We start from the raw sequence: 19362 nt of genomic DNA, 5'->3' as shown, positions 1-19362 counted from the left end.
CATCGATATCAGAAATCCCTCCGGAATATGCTTTCTCCAATATTTTGTTGATGAGTTTTTTTGCGATTTGTTGTATAATTGTTTCCATAAGAGACCAGTTCCTTTCGTGAGTTTTTGTGATGAAAACTATTTTATCATTTTGGAACTGTCTCTTTTTAGTTCTCTCTCAAAAATTCCACAATTATTTTACACTATCAATGTTAAATTTTGTACGTTCTCTGCTGCCACGGTGGTACTTTATAAATACCTCGCTAAATAAATTCCCTCATAAAATATTACCAGGATCTTGTTCCTTCCCCGCTATCGGTATTCCTGTACAATAGGCTTACATAAAACCCAACTGCCCTGTCTTCTAGAACCTTCCCGACGCAACACCCCTTCGTCTTTTAGATTCCGAAGAATCCGTTCTACGGTTCTTTTTGACAGGTTCGTTTCACTGGCAATTTGCGCAGCGGTTATCTCAGCCTGCTGTGCAATGCAGTCCACTATGGCTTTTTCTTTTTCTGAAAAAGCTCTTACAGTTTTACCGCCAGTTTTACCGCCAGTTTTACCGCCAGTTTTACCGCCAGTTTCTCTCAAAAATGTCTTTTTCTCTTCAAAATCAAAAGAATATTGGTTATCAAGCGGCACAATAATACGGAAAATATCTCCCTCTGTAAATTGGGGATCTTTTCCTGAATAATAATTACAGTATTTAAAAAGATTACGTACACCGGATCCAAGTTGATCCGCATATCCGATATTTCTGAAAAACGCTGCAATAATAGGGTTCTTAGGATTCGGCTCCAGATTGTCTGGCGTTATCACTGCATCTTGCAAAGCACGGTTCGCGTTTTCCACATACATGCGTTCATGTTCAATTACAAATTTTGCTTGATAGGAGCTTGTGTACTCTCGATGAATCAGGGTATTCGCAATCATTTCTCGTGTAATAATCGTACGCAGATTTTTTCTCTGATCTCCTTCCAAAAAGAATTTATCAGAAAGGTGTTTTCGCCCAAAATCCATCAGCAGCTCATAACTTTCAACCAGATTTGTTTTTATAATTTCCCTGTCATCGTAGCGATCTACATTGATACGCCTGACTAAAGCATCTGTTACATAAGCCGGCGCCACATCCATAATGACGTCGTCCCTGCCCAACAGCATAACCGCAGCAAGGTTATACCCTTGTGCTCCGGATATCCGATCTCGTCCGTAAAGCTGCGCGCTTTTCAATAATTCTTCATCTGTCATACTGCTCCACGGATGTCCCTGTCCATCGCTGTTATTCGCCGCCATAATGCGGAGTTTCGGAAGAAGATCCAGTCGCAGGTCTTCTGTTTTTACATAAGGATAAATTTTTCTTTCTGTAAACACATCTTGCTTTCGAATATACATCTGAGCGATTTGCGAGGTGGAAGTAACCTTTATATCCGAATCATGAACTCGATCATAAATAATTCCTTTATAACTGTGAACTTCCGCACTGGATGGCACATGAACATGAATGACAATCTTTCCCTCATATTCTAAGATTTCCGGAGATAAATACACAGTGGGAGAAAACATCGCCGGATTACTGACACAGCTGATAAAATTTTTCACCATATCCGGCGCCGCCTTTTCCGGTACTCCGCTCACGGTTCCGTCATCCAGAATACCCATAAACAGATCCCCGCCAAAGCGATTCAGAAAAGAGCAAATGCTTTCATAAACATCATGCGGTACCCCGTTTCCGCAGCGCTTAAACTCCACCGCTACATTTTCACCCACTGACAGAATGGATTTCATCCTCTCCATTTCCAACGCATTCACCTCACTTTCACTCCTAGTTTACCCGAAAGCTTGCTTTTTCAAGCATTTCCCTATCATCAGCCGCACTTACTATATCCGCACTGCCTGCAGATCACACATCCGCTCTCGTGCTCCAGCGCTCCTCCGCATTCCGGGCAGCGCGCGGAATCATCCAGCGGCACCTCAGGCGTCGGTTTGATTGCGTCCGGCAGCGGCAGCCAGTTTCCGAGAGCAACCTGTTTTTCATATTCCTGTTCAATGACTCTCGCAATCGCGTCCGGACAGGATGTACATTTCAGTCCGTGCTGCCGGATCGTGGACGGACAGCGGATTCCTCTGAGCTGATCCACAATGGTATTTACATCGATCCCGCTGCGCAGAGCAACCGAAGCCAGTCTGGCGGTAGCTTCGCTCTGACTTGGACAGCCGCCTGCTTTTCCGGTATTGGTAAAGATTTCACAAATTCCCTGTTCATCATAATTGACGGTAATATACAGATTTCCGCATCCGATTTTTACCCGTTCCGTCACGCCGGTTACCACATCCGGGCGCGGGCGCGGCGTAATCTGCTGCTGCTTTGGCTCATCTCCACGCTTTACTTTGCCGATATTGAGTACCTGCTCGTCTCTGCTGCCGTCTCTGTAAATCGTCACGCCCTTGCAGCCTAAGGAAAAAGCCAGCGAGTAGACTTTCGCCACATCTTCTCGTGTTGCGCTGTTACTGAAATTCACCGTCTTTGAAACCGCGTTATCTGTAAACTTCTGAAACGCCGCCTGCATGCGCACATGGTATTCCGGACTGATATCATGGGTGGAAACAAAGACTCTGCGGATATCCTCCGGAATTTCTTTGATATGGCTTACCGTCCCCTCCTTCGCGATGCGCCGCATCAGGTCTTCGGAGTAAAGGCCCCTTTCTTCCAGCTTCTCTTTCAGCACCGGGTTGACTTCCAAAAGCTCGGTTCCGTCCATAATATTGCGGATAAACACATAAGCAAACACCGGCTCTACTCCGGAAGAGCACCCTCCGATAATGGACAGGGTTCCGGTCGGCGCAATCGTTGTAATCGTTCCGTTTCTCTGAGGCTTGTCCTGCGGCAGCGTACTCTCCGCGAACAGAGGAAACGCTCCCCTCTTTTCCGCCAACTTTCTGCTGGTTTCTCTTCCCTTCTCCGTAATAAAGGCCATTACCTTTTCCGCCAGCTGAACCGCTTCCTCCGTATTATACGGAATTCCCATCATCAGCAGGCTATCGGCCCATCCCATGACACCCAGCCCAATCTTTCTTGTTTGCTTTGTTGTGAAGGAAATTTGTTCCAGTGGATATTTATTTACATCAATAACATTATCCAGAAAATGAACGGCATTCTCGACAGTCCGCTCTAACTTCTCCCAGTCAAAGACAGCGGAGCCACCTTCCTTTTTTATCATTTTGGTCAGGTTAATCGATCCCAGATTGCAGCTTTCATGGGCCAAAAGGGGCTGTTCTCCGCAGGGGTTCGTTGCCTCGATCTGCCCCTGCCGCGGCACAATGTTGTCCCGGTTGAGCCGATCCAGGAAAATAATCCCCGGCTCCCCATTCCTCCAGGCCGCGTCGACAATTTTATTAAATACAACTCTGGCATTCAGCTTTTTCACCGCTTTCCTCGTATGCGGATCGATCAGCTCGTACTCCCTGCCTGCTTCCGCGGCGTTCATAAAGTCTTCTGTCAGTCCTACGGAAAGATTAAAATTGGTAATCTCCGTGTTATCTGCCTTGCAGTCAATAAACTTCAGAATATCCGGGTGGTCGATACGCAGGATTCCCATGTTGGCGCCGCGCCGCGATCCGCCCTGTTTGATGGCTTCGGTAGCCATATTAAACACTTTCATAAAGCTGATAGGCCCGCTGGCCACTCCACCCGTAGAGTTAACCGTACTTCCTTCCGGCCTGAGCCTGGAAAAGGAAAATCCGGTTCCCCCTCCGCTCTTATGAATCAGCGCAGCCTGCTTAATCGCCTCGAAAATAGATTCCATACTGTCTTCTACAGGCAGCACAAAACAGGCGGAAAGCTGTCCCAGATCCCGTCCGGCGTTCATCAGGGTCGGCGAATTCGGCAGAAATTCCAGATTCGTCATCATATCGTAGAATATCTTTTCCGTCTCTGTCGTATCGGCCTTCTCATCATGGAGTGTATCAGCCTCGGCAATTGCTCTGGCAACTCTGACGAACATCCCGTCAATAGTTTCGACAGGCTCCCCGTTTTCATCTTTTATCAAGTATCTCTGTTTTAACACAGTTTCCGCGTTTTTATTTATCTTCATTTTTGACCTCCCTTGTTCACAATGCACTATATATTGTATCACTTGCACTCTCAACATTCAATAGATTGTGTTTAATTGCTGCAATTTCTGTATCACAACAGACAGAACACGCGCGCCGGTAACGAGCCTATTCTTTCCTCCTGGTGTTTCCGACACGATCGGAAGCTTCTAAACGCTCTCTCTTCCTGCCGCCGGGAAGATTAACCAGCACGATTCCCGTGCTTACGCAAGCAAGGGCGGAAAGACTTTGAACTGAAAGGAACGATTCCCCCAGAAAAATTCCCGACAGAATCACCCCGAACACCGGAATACTGAACCCGAAAATCGCTACCTTCCCTACCGGATTATATTTCAGCAGCGCGGTCCAGATGCTGAACGCCGCCGCGGAGAGCGCTGCCATATACAGCAGAAGGGCCGCGGATTTTCCGTCAAATCCGGAGATTCTGCCTCCGCCCGCGAATCCGATTACAATCAGCAGGAATCCTCCGAATAAAAGCTGCCACGCGGTAATCGCCATGGCTGTTCCCCTGTGGGAAATCAGCTTCATCAGCACGGAACAGGATCCGTATACAATCGTACACAAGATCATCATCCCCTCCCCCATAAAAGAAACTCCGCCACTGATCCCTTCGGCATTAATAAGTACCACGCCCGCGAATCCAATCAGACAGCCAGCCCCTTTCTTCCAAGTCATACGTTCCCCTTTTATCAGGAAATGAGCCAGCAAAATGGATACAAACGCGTTGGAAGCGTTGATAATCGATCCCTTTGTGCCTGTAATATGGCTCATGGCAATGTAAAAACAGACATACTGCACGGTTGTCTGCAAAAAACCAATTCCCGCAATGTAAGGTACTGACCCTCTCTGAACCGTCATGAACCGCTTTTCCAGAAGGCATCCCGCGAAAAAGGTCAGGACACCCGCCAGAAAAAAACGGTATCCCGCAAAAAGAATCTGACTCCCTACCGACTGGATATCCAGCCATTCGTATCCGATTTTGACACAGGGGAAAGCGCTCCCCCAAAGTGCGCAGCACAGCAGCGCCAACAGGCACCGTACCGTTGGTTTTTTCAAAGTATTCCCCGTTTCCATCCCGCTCCTTTCCTTTCTGAAACAAGAAAAACGGATAGCCTCTTTCTGAGTTATCCGTATAGATATGGAACATTTTTTTTAAACGCACAGCCATCTTATCACACGGGGAAACGGATGGCAAGGGTTAAATCTTTTTCTGCCTGCTATGTTTTTTTCCGTATGTAACGTACAACGCCAGCCCGATCAATGTCCAGATTCCGAAAGCAGCCCAGGTTGCTCGATCAAGCTGCAGCGCTAAAAACGCGCACATTCCCATAGCGCATAAAGGGATCATTGGAACAGCCGGAACCCGAAAGGGTCTTCTCAGGCCGGGATGGGTTTTACGCATTACCAGTACCGCGGCCGCCACCATGAAAAAGGCCCACAGCGTCCCCATGTTGCATAGCTGAGCGATGGTCCCGATGGGCAGAACTCCCGCAAGCAGACTTCCTGCCGCACACACGCAGGCAACTGCTGTCATCGGTACTCCGCTGCCGCTGACTTTCGCGAATGTCTGGGGCAGCAGTCCGTCCCTTGCCATGGAATAAAGCAGCCTGGACTGGCTTCCGATAAATACGAGAACGCCTGTAGTCAGTCCCGCTATCGCCCCTGCCGATACCAGAGCGGCGCCCCACTGAATACCGACTGTTTCTAAGGCGTATGCCACCGGCGCCGCGACGCCCGCGTAGGAATCATATTTCGCCACGCCGGTCAGCACAAGGGTCACCGCAATATACAGCACAGTCGCGACTGCCAGAGAACCCAGAAGCCCCCGGGGCATATTCTTCTGGGGATTTCTCACCTCTTCCGCGGAATTGGCCACCGCGTCGAATCCAAGATAGGCGAAAAACACAACCGCGGCTCCCGAGGAAACTCCTTCCCAGCCATAAGGGAGAAAGGGACGATAGTTGGAAACCTGGACATGGCCTGCCGCCAGGATGAGAAAGGCGATGACTACAGCCAGCTTAACCGTCACAAGGAGATTATTGAGCCGCGCGCTTTCTTTCGTTCCTTTCAGCTGCAGCAGTGCCATAATAAAGATGATCAGCATGGCCGGAAGATTGACGATCCCTCCTGAAAATGGGCCGGCGAGAAATTCCCGAGGTACGGAGAGCCCCAGAAGGGGCAGAACGCCTGACACATAAGCGGACCATCCTACGGAGATAGCCGCAAGTGCCACCACATATTCCAAGGTCAGACACCATCCGATAAACCACGCGAAAATCTCTCCAAGTCCCGCGTATACAAACGTATAAGCCCCTCCGGAAGCCGGTATGCTGGAAGCAAGCTCCGCATAACAAAGCCCCGCGCAGGCGCAGGCAGCTCCCGCGATCCCAAAGGAAAAAACCAGGCCGGGTCCCGCGTGTTCCGCGGCTGCCACTCCGGTAATCACAAACAGCCCGGAACCGATTGTCACGCCGATCCCCATCATAACCAGATCAAAAACCCCCAGATTCCGTTTCAGCCCCGTTCTCCCGTTTCCCGGCCGCGCTACCGGAATTTTCCTGAATATGCTGTTTTTCATTCCCTACGCCTTTCCTTTCGCTTCTTCTTTTAAAGTATATGAGGCGAAAGAAAAATTATCAGCGGCATTTTCCAAAGCTTCTCAACTGCCGGTTTCCACCTTTGCACAGCGGTGCTAAAGCCGGATGTCCGAAAAGAGCCGTTACTTTCCCTTATCAACAAATTCTGATATTCCCCATTTGTTTATAAAAATTACAGCAGTTTGAGGGCTATCTTTTCACTTCAACCCGATTTTCAGGCTCTCGCGCCTGATACGCAGCCTGCATCCCTTGCAAATTTAGTAACAAATATCGTTCATTTCAATTTGTTACTAAGATCAAACAAGCCGCGGAATCCCGCGGCTACCATCTGAGACATCGCTGTGCGATGCCTTTTGAATCGTATATGATTTTGTTTTCGTTATTTGTTATTTTTGCTGTCCGCTTTGGCCTGAAACTTTTCGTTATTTACGATAAAGCGCTCATGGTCCCCTTCTCCGATCACGCCTGCTTCATCCCTGGCCACTACATGAAAGGTAAGCTTTCTTCCCTCCACTGCTGTCAGCTCGCTTTCACAGGTAACGGTCATTCCCAGAGGAGTCGCTGCCGTATGCTGAATGTGAAGCGCTGTTCCAACCGTGCCGCTTCCTTCCTCCAGATGAGGCGCCACGCTCTTCCACGCGGTCTCCTCCATCAGCGCAATCATTGCCGGCGTAGCGAACACCTTTAGAGTTCCGCTTCCCATCGCAAGAGCGCTGTTGCTGTCGCAGACTTCCGTTTTCTGCATTCCTTTGATTCCTGCTTCTAACATGCCATTAATCTCCTTCTTCATTCGTTTTTGCGTTTGATTTGCGAACGTCCTCCGGTCAACCATCTGCCGGGATTTTCGCGTCCCTATTGTACCATGATTTTCTCTGTCCGTACAGTTATTTTATATGTTCCCTCCTGTTTTTGAAGTAAATTCTCATGAACAAGCCACGGAAAAGCCTCCATCATCTGGAAAGCAGCTGTGTCAGTACTCGCTCCAGTTCTTTTTTCTTTACCGGTTTGGAGAGATGACAGTCCATTCCCGCTTCCCGTGACGCCTGAATATCTTCCGAAAAAACATTTCCCGTCAGCGCCGCGATAGGAATCGTACGCCCTTTGCCTTTCATCCCCCGGATTCGTCTGGTCGCTTCATAGCCGTCCATAACCGGCATCTGCACATCCATTAGAATCAGATCAAAAGAATCTCCCTCTTTTTCAAAAATCCGGACAGCTTTCTCCCCGTTCTCTGCCCGGATAACCCTCAGGCCCATCAGTTCCAGAATATCGCTCAGAACATCTGCTGTAATCTCATTATCTTCCACGAGAAGAACGCGAATGCCGTTAAAACTGCAGGATTTGTCAGAAAGCGCCGCCTGTTCGCGCGCAGCTTCTTCCTGCAGCTTCAGAGGAAGTCCAATGGTAAAAATCGTTCCTTCCCCCAGCCTGCTTTCGAGTGCTAATGTTCCGCCCATCGCGTCCACCAAGTGCTTGGTTATCGCCATGCCGAGCCCCGTGCCCTCAATTTCCTCGGATTTTGCTCTCCGCTCTTTTGCGAAGGGTTCGAAAATCATCTGCTGAAAAGATTCCGACATCCCGTAACCGTTGTCGTAAACTTTAATCTGATATACCGCGTATGTAGACCCGTTCCGTTCTCTGATCCCTGTTTCCTTTACCTGAAAGAAAATATTGCCTCCCCTCTGCGTGTATTTGACTCCGTTGGAAAGGATGTTAATCAAAATCTGACGAATCCGCACGGGATCACCCGTAACCCGATCATGTTCAAAGGCCCAGTCCGTATCCAAAGTCTGCATTTTTGCCTCCGACTGAGGCTGAATAATGGCCATTACATTCCGCAGCATCTCTCTGATACTAAAGCTTCGGTATTCCAAAATCATCTGTCCGCTTTCGATACGGGACATATCCAGTACGTCGTTGATCAACTCCAGCAGATGAGCCGATGAGCGGGAAATTTTATAAAGATAGTCCTGAACTTTTTCCTGTTCTTCCCCGTACTCCATCGCCAGATCCGTAAGCCCCATAATCGCGTTCATCGGTACTCGCATGTCATGAGAAAGCGTCGTCAGAAAACGGCTCTTCGCCGCATTGGCCCTCTGGGCCTCCTGAAGATCCTGACGGATCCGATCCATGCTGGCCCGTTCCTTTGAACGGTCCGAAATATTTACAATCAGCTTCTCATGTTCGTCAGAATAGCCCTGCAGGAAACTCCAGCAGCACCGGCACCACAGATCCTCTTCTGACTGCAGTTCCATGAGATAACGTTCTTCCTCCTGTTCCTTTCTGTTTTTTAGAATTGTCAGATCCGGGCGTTCCAGAAGTCCGATCTGTTTCAAAAGACATGAAGCGGAGACCTGATCGTCCTGACGGATTCCGAGCACCCTCTCCCCGTTGGGACTGATATATTCCACTTGATCGGAAACAACATCCGCAACGATCAGGACTTCTTCAAGATTCGCGAAAACAGTCCGGTAAAAATTATGCCAGTAGTCAATTTGTAGATCCTTTTTTCCTATCAGCATTCAAAGATTCCTTTTCCTTCCGTTCATTATAATGCTATATACCATTATATAATTAATCTGACAAATATAGGCACTTTATTTTCCGACAAAAAACGACAAACTCTTTCTTATTTTCTGAAGAATACGTAAACTCTTTTGGCCAAAAGAAATACCTGCCAGGAAAATGCCCGGCAGGCTATCTGTCCATTGAATATTAAAGCAGTTACAAATATTTATGGTTTTTCTTCGGCTCCGCAAAATTCTCCTCCAGCATGGCCACATGAGATAAAAAGGCAGGATCGTCAAAATATTTGGCCTGCTGCGGACAACCGCGGATGCAGCTCTGGCATTTAATGCAGATTCCGGTCACGTTTCCGGGTTCCTCCGGATCAATCGATCCCATCGGACACAGCCGCGCGCAGGCTCCGCAGCGGATACACAGCTCCTCATGAGTTTTCGGCACAGCCTTTAAAAATTTCGCCGGCTGTCCATCCATCCCCTTTGGAACATAATAGGGAGCATCCGCGTCACCATCCACATTCACCGGGGAAAATATCCCATCCGTGTTCCGCAGCTTGTCCGCGGTTCGCTCCGCCAGGATCGCAAGTTCTTTCAAATCGGCTTCATCCGGACGTCCGGGCGCCAGTTTGTCCGTAAAGGCATGGCGGCAGGCAAATGCTCCGCCGGCCACAGTCTGAAATCCCGACGCTTCCAGAACCGCGCAAAGCTCCGCTAGAGAGTTGTCAAAGGACCGGTTTCCAAAAGTCACCAGCGCCGCGGCGGGGCTGCCGTCTCCCTTCAGTTTTTCCTTAAAATCCGGCAGAATTTTGTTTGGAAGCTTTCCCGCGTAAGTCGGGGACGCAATCACCACAAAATCATCAGGGCCAAAGGTGTAGGTTTGATTCCGTTCCTCCGGAAGCGTAAAAGAAATTTCCTTATGGGGACAATTCAACTGTTCCGCCATCTTTTCCGCCATAAAACACGCTATTTTTTTCGTATTTCCAGTTGGACTGAAATACACCGCATAGATATTTTTGATCTTCATCGTTCTTCCTCTCTGTTCTCAGCATTTTTATCAGGTAAACGTCACCAGTTCCTGCCGCGGCTTTTTCCCCTCTTCAATATGAATCAGACGAAGGATCGGCCCTTCTTCACCGTACATTCTGCATTCGCCGTAATCAAAATGTACCGATACATTCACCCAGTCTCCATGTTTAAAAGGCATATCCCCTTCAAAGTAGCAGATGAAACCCAGAAACTGGATATCATCCTCACAGCAGGTCATAATATGTCTCCCCGGCACAAAATATTTCTGATCCGGCTTCGCGCTGGCGCAGTAGCGGGCAGTAAACCGGATCTCCTTTCCCATATAGCGATCCGGATGATCCATAGCGTCCAGATACCAGAGACCGTAATCCATGTCCTCGATTTCCACCGTATCACCGCTGTAGTCAAAGGGCATCTCTTCGATTTCATTTCCGAACATAGTCCCGTCCGCCCGTTCAAAAGCAACCTGCACCTGCGGATTGAGAGCCTTCAGGCTCCGGCGGAACTTCATCCGATCAAAAGTTTCACCGCACCGATTAAAAATAATCAGATTGGAGTCGCGCAGAGGTTCCATGAACTGTTTCCGCATATTACTGATATACAGCTCCGCCGTTTCCGCGTTGACCGTGGAATAAACGCCTCCTATGAACCATTCCCCCGGAATTCCGCTTTTGAAAAGCTTTTCCATTTCCCACATTCCATTGTATTCAATAAGGATCTGAGCCGGCCGGTACTCTTTTTCACAGCGTTTCCAGAACATCTCGTTCAGTTCCTCCGGTTCTTCGATTTCCAGAAGAACAATCCGGTATTCTTTGAGAAACGCTTCGCTGAAAGATTCTTCTCCTTCCTCACACTGCACCAGCACGGTAGTCCCCGGCTCCAGAAAATCCTCTTCCCCCGCGACCTCCTGAATCAGCGTTGTCTTTCCGCTCTCTAAAAGTCCGGTAAACAGATAAACCGGAATTTCCATCCGCGATCCCTCCTTATTTGCCAAAGACCTTTTCCAGTTCTTCCGTCTTCAGTTCGGTTCCGATTACACAGATTCTTCCCGTGTAATCCGGCTGGCAGCTTCGGATTTCCGATTCCTCCGGAACCATGTCGAATTCCATCCAGCTGTCATCCTCTGTCTGTACAATGCCCTTTGCCCGGAGAACCGTTCCAAACGCTCCGGTGGTACTGAGCATGGAAAGGATATCCTCCAGCTCTTTTCTTCCGAATTTATGAACTGTCTGAATCCCCCAGCTTGTAAATACTTCATCCGCGTGATGATGGCCTTCATGCCCATGTTCGTGGTCATGACCGCATCCGCACGCCTCTTCATGATGATGCTCCCCATGGTGGTGCTCATGGTGATGATGATCATGGTCATGGTGATGGTCATGCCCGTGTTCGTGGCCGCATCCGCAGTGTTCATGCGCCCGCAGTTCCTCTTCCAGTTCCTTTTCCAGGCTGTGTCCATGATCCATCGCTTCCCGGATCATATCCCCGGACAGCTGGTCCCATGGAGTTGTAATAATCGTCGCTTCTTTGTTATGCTCCCGCAGAAGAGACACGCATTCTTTCAGCTTTTCTTCCTTCATCATCTGGCTGCGGCTGACAACGATGGTGGTCGCCGACTCGATCTGGTTATTGAAAAACTCCCCGAAATTCTTCATGTACATGCGGGCTTTTTTCCCGTCTACGACCGTAATCCGGCTGTTGATTTCCACATGGGCCTCTTCCTGCATCTCCGCCACAGCCGCGGCTACATCGGAAAGCTTTCCGACTCCCGACGGTTCGATGAGTACCCGATCCGGGTGAAACTCATCCACCACCTGTCTCAGGGATTTCGCGAAATCCCCTACCAAAGTGCAGCAGATACATCCGGAATTCATCTCGGTCACTTCAATGCCTGAATTCTGCATAAAGCGGCTGTCAATGCCGATTTCACCGAATTCGTTTTCAATCAGGACTACCTTCTCACCCTGAAAGACTTTCGCGATCAGTTCTTTAATAAAGGTCGTCTTTCCCGCTCCTAAAAAGCCCGATATAATATCTACTTTTGTCATTTGCCATTCCCCCTTACTTTACCGTTCCCGTCCGAAACGCTTCTATCATTGCCGCCGTAATGCTGATATCATTTTTCTGCGGCGGAATTTCCTCTCTGGAAAGCCATACAGCCTCTGACAGCTCGTCCCGATCCAGCAGGATCTCCTGGCTTCCGTCCATTTCCGCAAAAAATCCGGAAATGATCGAATCGGAAAATCCCCATGGCTGGCTGCCAAAATAACGCAGATGTTTGACTTTCAGACCCACTTCCTCCATAACCTCCCGTTTGAGAGCGCTTTCTAAAGATTCGCCGATTTCCACAAATCCCGCGATCAGAGCCAGTCCCTTATACGCGCGGCCGGCGTACCTGGTTACCAGCAACCGTTCTCCGGAAGTCACTGCCGCCATAATCACCGGAGAAATTCTCGGGTACTGAATATTCCCGCAGTCCGGGCAGATCATAGCCCGTTCCCGGTCTGAAAATCCCATACTGCTTCCGCAGCATCCACAGTATCGGTGCTCCCGGTACCAGTGGTTCAGATGCCCGGCGGTTACGCCCGCCAGCGCCGCCCACCGGAGCCTGGACTGATACAACTCCCGCAGATCCGTGTATTCCATATCGTCAGGAATCTCCTGTTGGAAATCGTTTTCCAGAATCAGAAACATCGGTTCCTCATCTACGGAAAACGCGTATACCGCCTTTTCCTTCCAGGTTTCAAAGGATCCGGGAAGCTGCGAAAGCCGCGGCAGCATTTCCCGCTCTTCGTTCTCTTTCTGAAGCAGTGCCTTCCCCTTATGAAACGTGAAAAAGAAATGTTCCGGCTTTGCCTCCTTTACCGCAAAGGCGTTATCCAGCCTGTGCGGCGCAATGTCCTGTATCATATCTTACGCCTCCTGAAAATACGGCTGGATGTGTTCTTTTACAATGTCCATAATTTCTTCCAGTCCTCCGCTGCATTCCCAGTCGTCCGCGATATAATGCCTTACTACCGCGTAAATCCATTCTTCGTAATATTTTACCGCTCCCTCGTAGTCACGACCTTCTTCCTGCAGCTGTTTTACATCTACCTGCGCGTATTCCACCGTGATCTTGCAGCGTTTTTTCTCTCTGCCTTCCGTCACGTCGAAGACCGTAATATCACAGTTATTGTAAAACGGCTTGTCCGGAACCAGTTTTATCTTGTGCATTCTTCTCACCTCTCGTCTATTATACACCTTTTTTCCGCTTATGCCTCTTAAATTTTCTGTGAATGTTCCAGATCCGCCAGCATCCCGCCAACCGTCTTTTTCAGAATCGGATGCCGCACATAAGGCGCGATCTGCGCAAGGGGCCGCAGTACAAAATCCCGGTTTTGCATATCTCCATGGGGGATCTGCAGATCCCGGCTGTCCATCACCAGATCGTCATAAAAAATAATATCCAGATCCAGCGTTCTCGGCCCCCATCGAATCTCTCTCTTCCTCTCCGCTTCCTGCTCCAGTTTGTGGAGCAGCGCAAGAAGCTCCTCCGGAGTCAGCAGCGTCCTCAGACACAGGCACCCGTTGAGAAAATCATCCTGCTCCGTATATCCGTAGGGCTCTGTTACCAAAAACTCGGATACCTCTTCCACTCTGCAGCCATCGGCCTGATTCAGCGACTCCACCGCGTTCCTCAGATACGTTTCCTTTTCGCCCAGGTTGGAACCCAGCGCGATATACACGGTATGCCAGCCTCTGGTAATCCGGACGGAAACCGTTTCCAGGGGAAGCCCCACAGGCGCCCAAGGTTTTTGAATCTCCAGAGTCACCTTTTTCAGTCCGGCAATTTCTGTAAGCAGGCTCCATGCCAGTTTTTCCGCGGCCGTCTCCAGCAGCCGGAAGGTATGCTGCTCCAGAAAATCTTTTATTTTATGGCAGACCATCCCGTAATCAATGGATGCGTTCAGATCATCCGTAAGTCCCGCCGGTCTGATATCCGTGTACAAATCGGCGGATACCAGAAACTTCTGTCCCAGAGCGTTTTCTTCCGGGAAAACGCCGTGCTTCGCGAACAGCTCCAGGTTTTTAATGCGAATCTTATCCATCCGACCGCCCCCTTCCCAGAATGGCTTCCATCATCTGAATGAATCTTTTATTTTCTTTGATATCATGTACCCGCACAAAGGCGCAGCCTTTCATTACACCGACGGCGGTCGTCGCCAGAGTTCCCTCCACTCTCTGATCCGCGGGAAGATCTAAGGTCAGGCCGATCACCGATTTCCTCGAAGCCGCCAGAAGAACCGGCAGTCCCAGTTCGTGCAGGACTTCGAGATTTCTCATGGCGACAAGATTCATTTCATAGGTTTTCCCGAACCCGATCCCCGGGTCCAGCAGAATCCGCTCCTCCGCAATCCCCGCGTTCCCAGCGATACGCAGAGTCTCACGCAGATCTTCTTTCATATCTTCCAGAAAATTTTCGTATACCGCTTCGTCCCGGTTGTGCATCAGGCAGCAGGCAGCGCCGCTTTCCGCGATCCGGTCCGCCATTTTCGGATCTTTTTTCAGTCCCCAGATATCGTTTACCAGATGGGCGCCCGCTTTCAGCGCTTCCCCGGCCACACGGCTCTTGTACGTGTCAATGGAGATCGGCACATCGAACTCTTTTGTCAGCCGTTCTATCACGGGAGCCACGCGCTCGATTTCCTCTTCTTCTGTAATCACCTGATGTCCGGGCCGTATGGATTCACCGCCTACGTCGATGATGTCCGCGCCTTCCCGGATCATCTTTTCCGCGTGAAACAGCGCGTCATCCGGATCATAAAACCGTCCTCCATCTGAAAAGGAATCCGGCGTTACATTCAGGATTCCCATAATATAGGTATGATTTTGTATATCAAAATTTTGATTTCCAATTTTCATCTTAATTGCCTCTGTCCTTTCTGCTTCTTCCTAACCGCGGATCTCGCGGTTTCGCTTCTCCGGCTTCCAGTTGCACTGGCTCTGCGCTTCACAGACAAAACAATTCCGTGAAGCTTTGTCCGCTCTGTAAAGAAGCGCTCCCAGCGTTCCCGCCGCGCCTTCCTCCGTATCCTGCCTGTGGAAAAGAATCGCCTTTGTGATCGTTTCCCGCTCCTCTTCGGAAAAGCCGCACTCCGGGAGAATCCGCGCCGCGATCCTGGCGCTTTCCTCGTGATGTTCCGTCCCGTCTCTGTACTGCCGCACCCTTCCCATATCATGCAGCAGCGCGGCCGCGTAAATCATTTCCCGGGCAATCCCGCTGTGTTCCTGGAGGTTCTCGATCCAGGCCAGTCTGGCGACGGCCAGAAAATGCTCCATATCATGGACGCAGAAAATCCTCTCTGCTTCGGCTTCTCTGAGTTCTCTCAGCAGACTCTGATACAGGGGGTGCCGTAAAATCCGGTTTACTCTCTCCATCCCGTTTCTCCCTACTTCACCATCTGCAGAAAGGTCTGCTGCAGCGAATAGTCTCGCTCAAAGGCGCCCCGCACCATGGTTGTCACGGTTTTCGTTCCCGGCTTTTGCACGCCGCGCATCGTCATGCACATATGCTCCGCCTCAATGAGAACCATAACGCCTTTGGGATGCAGATACCGTTCCATGGCATCGGCAATCTGGGCCGTCATCTGTTCCTGCAGCTGAGGCCTTCTGGCAAACACCTCTACCGTGCGGGCAAGTTTGGAAAGTCCGGCTACCGTACCGTTCGGAATGTAGGCCACATGAGCCTTTCCGTAAAAGGGCAGCAGGTGGTGTTCGCAGGTGGAATAAAACGGGATGTCCTTTTCCACCACCATATTGTTGTTTTCCACATGAAACTGCTTTTCAAGATGCTCCCGGGCATCCTGCGTCATGCCTCCGTAAATTTCCTCACACATTCTGGCAACACGCTGAGGCGTTTCCAGGAGGCCTTCCCTCTCCGGATCTTCGCCGATTCCCTCCAGAATCAGCCGCACGCCTTCTTCAATTTTCTTCTGATCCATTTCTTGTCTCCTTTTTTCGTCCCCGGAGAACAAAAAAACTCCCTTCTTCCCGCATTTCAGGCAAGTCAAACCTGTCCCTTCACATACAGGAGAAAAGAGCTTCTGCTGCAACGGGTGCGGAACACACACCGCAAGCGCTTTCCGCTTTTCGTTTCAGCGGCAACTCCCCATCCGCCGAACACTTAACGCGTATGTTCCTATTTTGCATATTATCGATTTCTTTCTATATTATAGTACAAATCACGGAAAATACAAGGCAGAAAAAACATTGTGCTAACCACGGAAAGTTTTGGTCCTTCGCCGCATGCGAACATTTTTACGGAGACAAATCTAAAAATGCGGATTTTACCCAAAATTTGTAAATTATACCCATTTTTTGAAACAGAAGGCTTAAAAAATGACCGTTAAGGTGGATTTTCTGCTAAAAAACGCACCTTTACTCTTTTTTCTAGCAATTTGTTCGCGCGCCGCATCCTTCTTCAAAAAATGGTTCATAATTTGTTCGCGCAGCCAAACACTCCACGTCCCCCAATCACATCTAACTTCTCTGTCGAAATTTCATGCTTGGAAAACGAACGCGCTTGTGGTATCCTTCTTGCAGACCATAAAAAAGAAAGCGAAAGAACTATGACAAAAAAACTATTAATCCTGACAACCGGCGGAACCATCGCGTCTGTGGAGACACCCCACGGCCTGATTCCCGCCCTTACCTCGGAAGAACTGTTATCCTATCTTCCGGAAATCGGAAACGATTTTGTTTTGACAACCAAAGCAGTCTGCAATCTGGACAGCACAGATATGACCCCGGATCACTGGCTGCTGCTGGCCCGCACAATTCGCAAGGAATACGAACAATATGACGGCTTTGTAATCTGTCATGGTACGGATACCTTGGCCTATACCGCCGCCGCCCTTTCCTACCTCATACAGAATTCTCCCAAGCCCATCGTCCTCACCGGCGCGCAAAAGCCCATCGGCCAGGAGATCACCGACGCGAAGGCCAATCTCAGAGACAGCATTCTATACGCGGCGGACAGCCTGTCCTGCGGCGTGCAGATTGTCTTTGACAGAAAAGTCATTGCCGGCACAAGAGCAAAAAAGACCAAGACCCTCAGCTACGCGGCTTTTTCCAGTATCAATTTTCCTATCCTGGCAACCATCCATGACGGAAGAATCATCCGCTACCTGCCGCCGGAAAAAACAGACGGACAGGCGGTTTTCTGCGACAAGCTCAATCCCAGAGTCTTCTTGCTGAAGCTGACGCCCGGAATCTCGCCGATGCTTCTTTCTGACATTTTCCGCCTCTACGACTGTATCATCATCGAAAGCTTCGGCGTAGGCGGAATTCCGGACAGCCTGGAAAAAGAGCTGTTCGCCCAGCTCCAGAAATATGCTCCCGAAGAAAAAGTTCTGGTTATGACCACACAGGTGACGTATGAGGGAAGCAACATCGGCACCTACGAAGTGGGACGCCGCCTGCGGGAGTCCTTTCAGATCCTGGAAGCCCGCGACATGACGCTGGAAGCGGTTCTCACCAAAATGATGTGGGTGCTGTCGGAAGAGAACCTGACCTGGCAGGACATCTGCCGCCGGTTTTACAGCCGGATCGATTCGGATACACTGCTGGATTGACAGAGACGGCGCAACTGCAGGCAGCGCCGTTCTTAATCGGCTTTGGTATCCGCAGGCGATTCCTCAACCAGCTGATCCAGCGAGCGAAACGTATACCCCAGTTCCTCCCACTTTGTCAGCAGTTCATCCAGAATCTGCGCGTTTGTCCTGGAGGTACTGTGCAAAAGGACAATGGCTCCGGGATGGACTCTGGGGATCAGCTTTTTAAAGGCTTCTTCTCTGGTGGGCTGCTGGCTTTCATACCAGTCCACATAGGCAAGGCTCCAGAAAATCGTATGATAGCCCAGCTTCTTCGCCATCTCCAAATTTTTTTCACTGTATCTTCCCTGGGGCGGGCGATAGAACTTTTTCATTTCCTGCCCGGTTGTTTGCTGATACAATTTTTCCAGATCGCCCAATTCTTTTGAAAAAGTCTCCATCGTTGAAATCTGAGACATATCCGGATGATGGAAGGTGTGATTGCCTACGATATGCCCTTCCTTTACCATCCGCTTTACAAGCTCCGGACTGGTTTTCAGATAGTTTCCCACCAGAAAAAAAGCTGCCGGCGCCTGGTGCTTTTTCAGCGCATCGAGAATTTTCGCCGTGTTGCCGTTCTCATACCCCGCGTCAAAGGTCAGATACAGAACTTTTTCTTTTGTATCCTCTGCGTAGTAAGCGTCAAACTTTTTCAGATAATCCGCAGTCGCGTTGGCAACGGGAGGCTGCCCCGCCTGCTGAAAGCTCAGCCCCCAGTTTCCGTCCGCTGATGTTGAAACCGCGTTTTTATCCAGAATCTTCGAGGTAACTCCCAGCCCCGCGATTGCCACAGCCAGAACTGCCGCCAGAGAGGTAAGCCGCAGCAGTTTCTTTTTGCGAATCATAATAATCATAAAAAATCACCACCCAGTCCAGTATACTGAGTGGTGTCTGAAACTATACCCTGCCGCGGCAAAAGGGTACAGGCCATGATAAAGGTTATTCGACTTCCAGCAGTTCTCCGGTAGTGGAATCCATGACGAATCCTCCGATTTGAACATCCTCCGGAATCAGCGGATGGTGCTTCAAAAGCTCGACCGTTTCCTGAACAGAAGTGTTCACGTCGTCAAATCCGCTCAGCCACTTTTCAAAGTCAATGCCGCAGTAATGGATCATGTCGATAGCCTCCTGAGAAACGCCCCGCTGCTTCATACTCTCGATCATCGCCCGGCTGTCCATATGCTGAACGCCGCAGTCCGTATGTCCGATCACCAGGATCGTTTCCACTCCCAGTTCATAGACCGCGATGAGAAGACTTCTCACCACACTGCCAAAGGGATTGGAAATAACGCCGCCCGCGTTTTTTATCAGCTTCACATCGCCGTTTTTCAGCCCCAGAGCCGCGGGAAGCAGTTCAGTCAGCCGGGTATCCATACAGGTCAGAATGGCCAGCTTTTTATCCGGATACTTGCTGGTAATATAGGATTGATACTTTTCATCTTTTACAAAGCTTTTATTAAATTCACGTATTTCTTCGATCATCGC

General features: G+C 49.7%; 18 protein-coding genes and 1 riboswitch. Of the genes, 1 reads left to right on the top strand and 17 read right to left on the bottom strand.

The window, feature by feature from the left end:
- Positions 1-300: 300 nt before the first annotated feature.
- The 15 genes from H9L42_RS02770 to folE form a co-directional block, all read right to left on the bottom strand.
- A complete protein-coding gene (locus H9L42_RS02770; RefSeq protein ID WP_346726276.1) occupies positions 301-1797 on the bottom strand; it encodes an RNA-binding domain-containing protein in 1497 nt (498 codons plus the stop codon).
- Between the two features lie 56 nt (positions 1798-1853).
- Positions 1854-4079: a vitamin B12-dependent ribonucleotide reductase gene (locus H9L42_RS02765; protein WP_187301899.1), complete on the bottom strand. Its 2226-nt coding sequence runs from the start codon at positions 4077-4079 to the stop codon at positions 1854-1856.
- A 127-nt stretch (positions 4080-4206) separates the two neighbouring features.
- On the bottom strand, positions 4207-5172 hold the full coding sequence (locus H9L42_RS02760; RefSeq protein ID WP_187301898.1) for a DMT family transporter: 966 nt from the start codon (positions 5170-5172) through the stop codon (positions 4207-4209).
- Between the two features lie 124 nt (positions 5173-5296).
- The gene (locus H9L42_RS02755; protein ID WP_187301897.1) at positions 5297-6676 is read right to left on the bottom strand and encodes an amino acid permease; all 1380 of its coding nucleotides are present in this window, start codon (positions 6674-6676) and stop codon (positions 5297-5299) included.
- 398 nt (positions 6677-7074) lie between these two features.
- Positions 7075-7464: a thioesterase family protein gene (locus H9L42_RS02750; protein ID WP_187301896.1), complete on the bottom strand. Its 390-nt coding sequence runs from the start codon at positions 7462-7464 to the stop codon at positions 7075-7077.
- A gap of 181 nt (positions 7465-7645) precedes the next feature.
- Positions 7646-9217 carry a hybrid sensor histidine kinase/response regulator gene (locus tag H9L42_RS02745; protein ID WP_187301895.1) on the bottom strand — a complete coding sequence of 524 codons (1572 nt, stop codon included), beginning with the start codon at positions 9215-9217 and terminating at the stop codon, positions 7646-7648.
- 202 nt (positions 9218-9419) lie between these two features.
- Positions 9420-10241, bottom strand: coding sequence for an EFR1 family ferrodoxin (locus H9L42_RS02740; protein ID WP_187301894.1), 822 nt, complete (start codon positions 10239-10241; stop codon positions 9420-9422).
- Positions 10242-10271: 30 nt separating this feature from the next.
- Positions 10272-11213: a TIGR03943 family putative permease subunit gene (locus H9L42_RS02735; RefSeq protein WP_187301893.1), complete on the bottom strand. Its 942-nt coding sequence runs from the start codon at positions 11211-11213 to the stop codon at positions 10272-10274.
- A gap of 13 nt (positions 11214-11226) precedes the next feature.
- Positions 11227-12291, bottom strand: a complete 1065-nt coding sequence (locus H9L42_RS02730; protein ID WP_187301892.1) for a CobW family GTP-binding protein — start codon at positions 12289-12291, stop codon at positions 11227-11229.
- Positions 12292-12304: 13 nt separating this feature from the next.
- Positions 12305-13153, bottom strand: a complete 849-nt coding sequence (gene nudC, locus H9L42_RS02725) for an NAD(+) diphosphatase (RefSeq protein ID WP_187301891.1) — start codon at positions 13151-13153, stop codon at positions 12305-12307.
- A 3-nt stretch (positions 13154-13156) separates the two neighbouring features.
- Positions 13157-13459, bottom strand: a complete 303-nt coding sequence (locus H9L42_RS02720; protein WP_187301890.1) for a hypothetical protein — start codon at positions 13457-13459, stop codon at positions 13157-13159.
- Positions 13460-13506: 47 nt separating this feature from the next.
- Positions 13507-14334: a 2-amino-4-hydroxy-6-hydroxymethyldihydropteridine diphosphokinase gene (folK, locus tag H9L42_RS02715; protein WP_187301889.1), complete on the bottom strand. Its 828-nt coding sequence runs from the start codon at positions 14332-14334 to the stop codon at positions 13507-13509.
- Complete coding sequence (gene folP, locus H9L42_RS02710) at positions 14327-15148, bottom strand: dihydropteroate synthase (RefSeq protein ID WP_187301888.1); 822 nt, start codon at positions 15146-15148, stop codon at positions 14327-14329. The genes folK and folP overlap by 8 nt, the downstream gene beginning before the upstream one ends.
- A 30-nt stretch (positions 15149-15178) precedes the next feature.
- The gene (locus H9L42_RS02705) at positions 15179-15664 is read right to left on the bottom strand and encodes an HD domain-containing protein (RefSeq protein WP_187301887.1); all 486 of its coding nucleotides are present in this window, start codon (positions 15662-15664) and stop codon (positions 15179-15181) included.
- A gap of 11 nt (positions 15665-15675) precedes the next feature.
- The gene (gene folE / locus H9L42_RS02700; RefSeq protein WP_187301886.1) at positions 15676-16227 is read right to left on the bottom strand and encodes a GTP cyclohydrolase I FolE; all 552 of its coding nucleotides are present in this window, start codon (positions 16225-16227) and stop codon (positions 15676-15678) included.
- 106 nt (positions 16228-16333) lie between these two features.
- Positions 16334-16434, bottom strand: a riboswitch (THF riboswitch).
- A gap of 420 nt (positions 16435-16854) precedes the next feature.
- On the opposite strand from folE, the gene H9L42_RS02695 reads away from it, so the two are divergent.
- A complete protein-coding gene (locus H9L42_RS02695; RefSeq protein WP_187301885.1) occupies positions 16855-17859 on the top strand; it encodes an asparaginase in 1005 nt (334 codons plus the stop codon).
- 32 nt (positions 17860-17891) lie between these two features.
- Here the strand turns inward: H9L42_RS02695 and pdaA are convergent, their stop codons facing one another.
- Both pdaA and H9L42_RS02685 read right to left on the bottom strand, forming a co-directional pair.
- On the bottom strand, positions 17892-18731 hold the full coding sequence (gene pdaA, locus H9L42_RS02690; protein WP_346726275.1) for a delta-lactam-biosynthetic de-N-acetylase: 840 nt from the start codon (positions 18729-18731) through the stop codon (positions 17892-17894).
- Positions 18732-18816: 85 nt separating this feature from the next.
- Complete coding sequence (locus H9L42_RS02685; RefSeq protein WP_187301884.1) at positions 18817-19359, bottom strand: beta-class carbonic anhydrase; 543 nt, start codon at positions 19357-19359, stop codon at positions 18817-18819.
- Positions 19360-19362 lie beyond the last annotated feature (3 nt).

It is taken from the genome of Zhenpiania hominis (genome assembly GCF_014333425.1).
In the GTDB taxonomy this organism is placed as follows: Bacteria; Bacillota; Clostridia; order Peptostreptococcales; family Anaerovoracaceae; genus Hominibacterium; species Hominibacterium hominis.
This window is presented reverse-complemented; position numbering and strand designations above follow the sequence as displayed.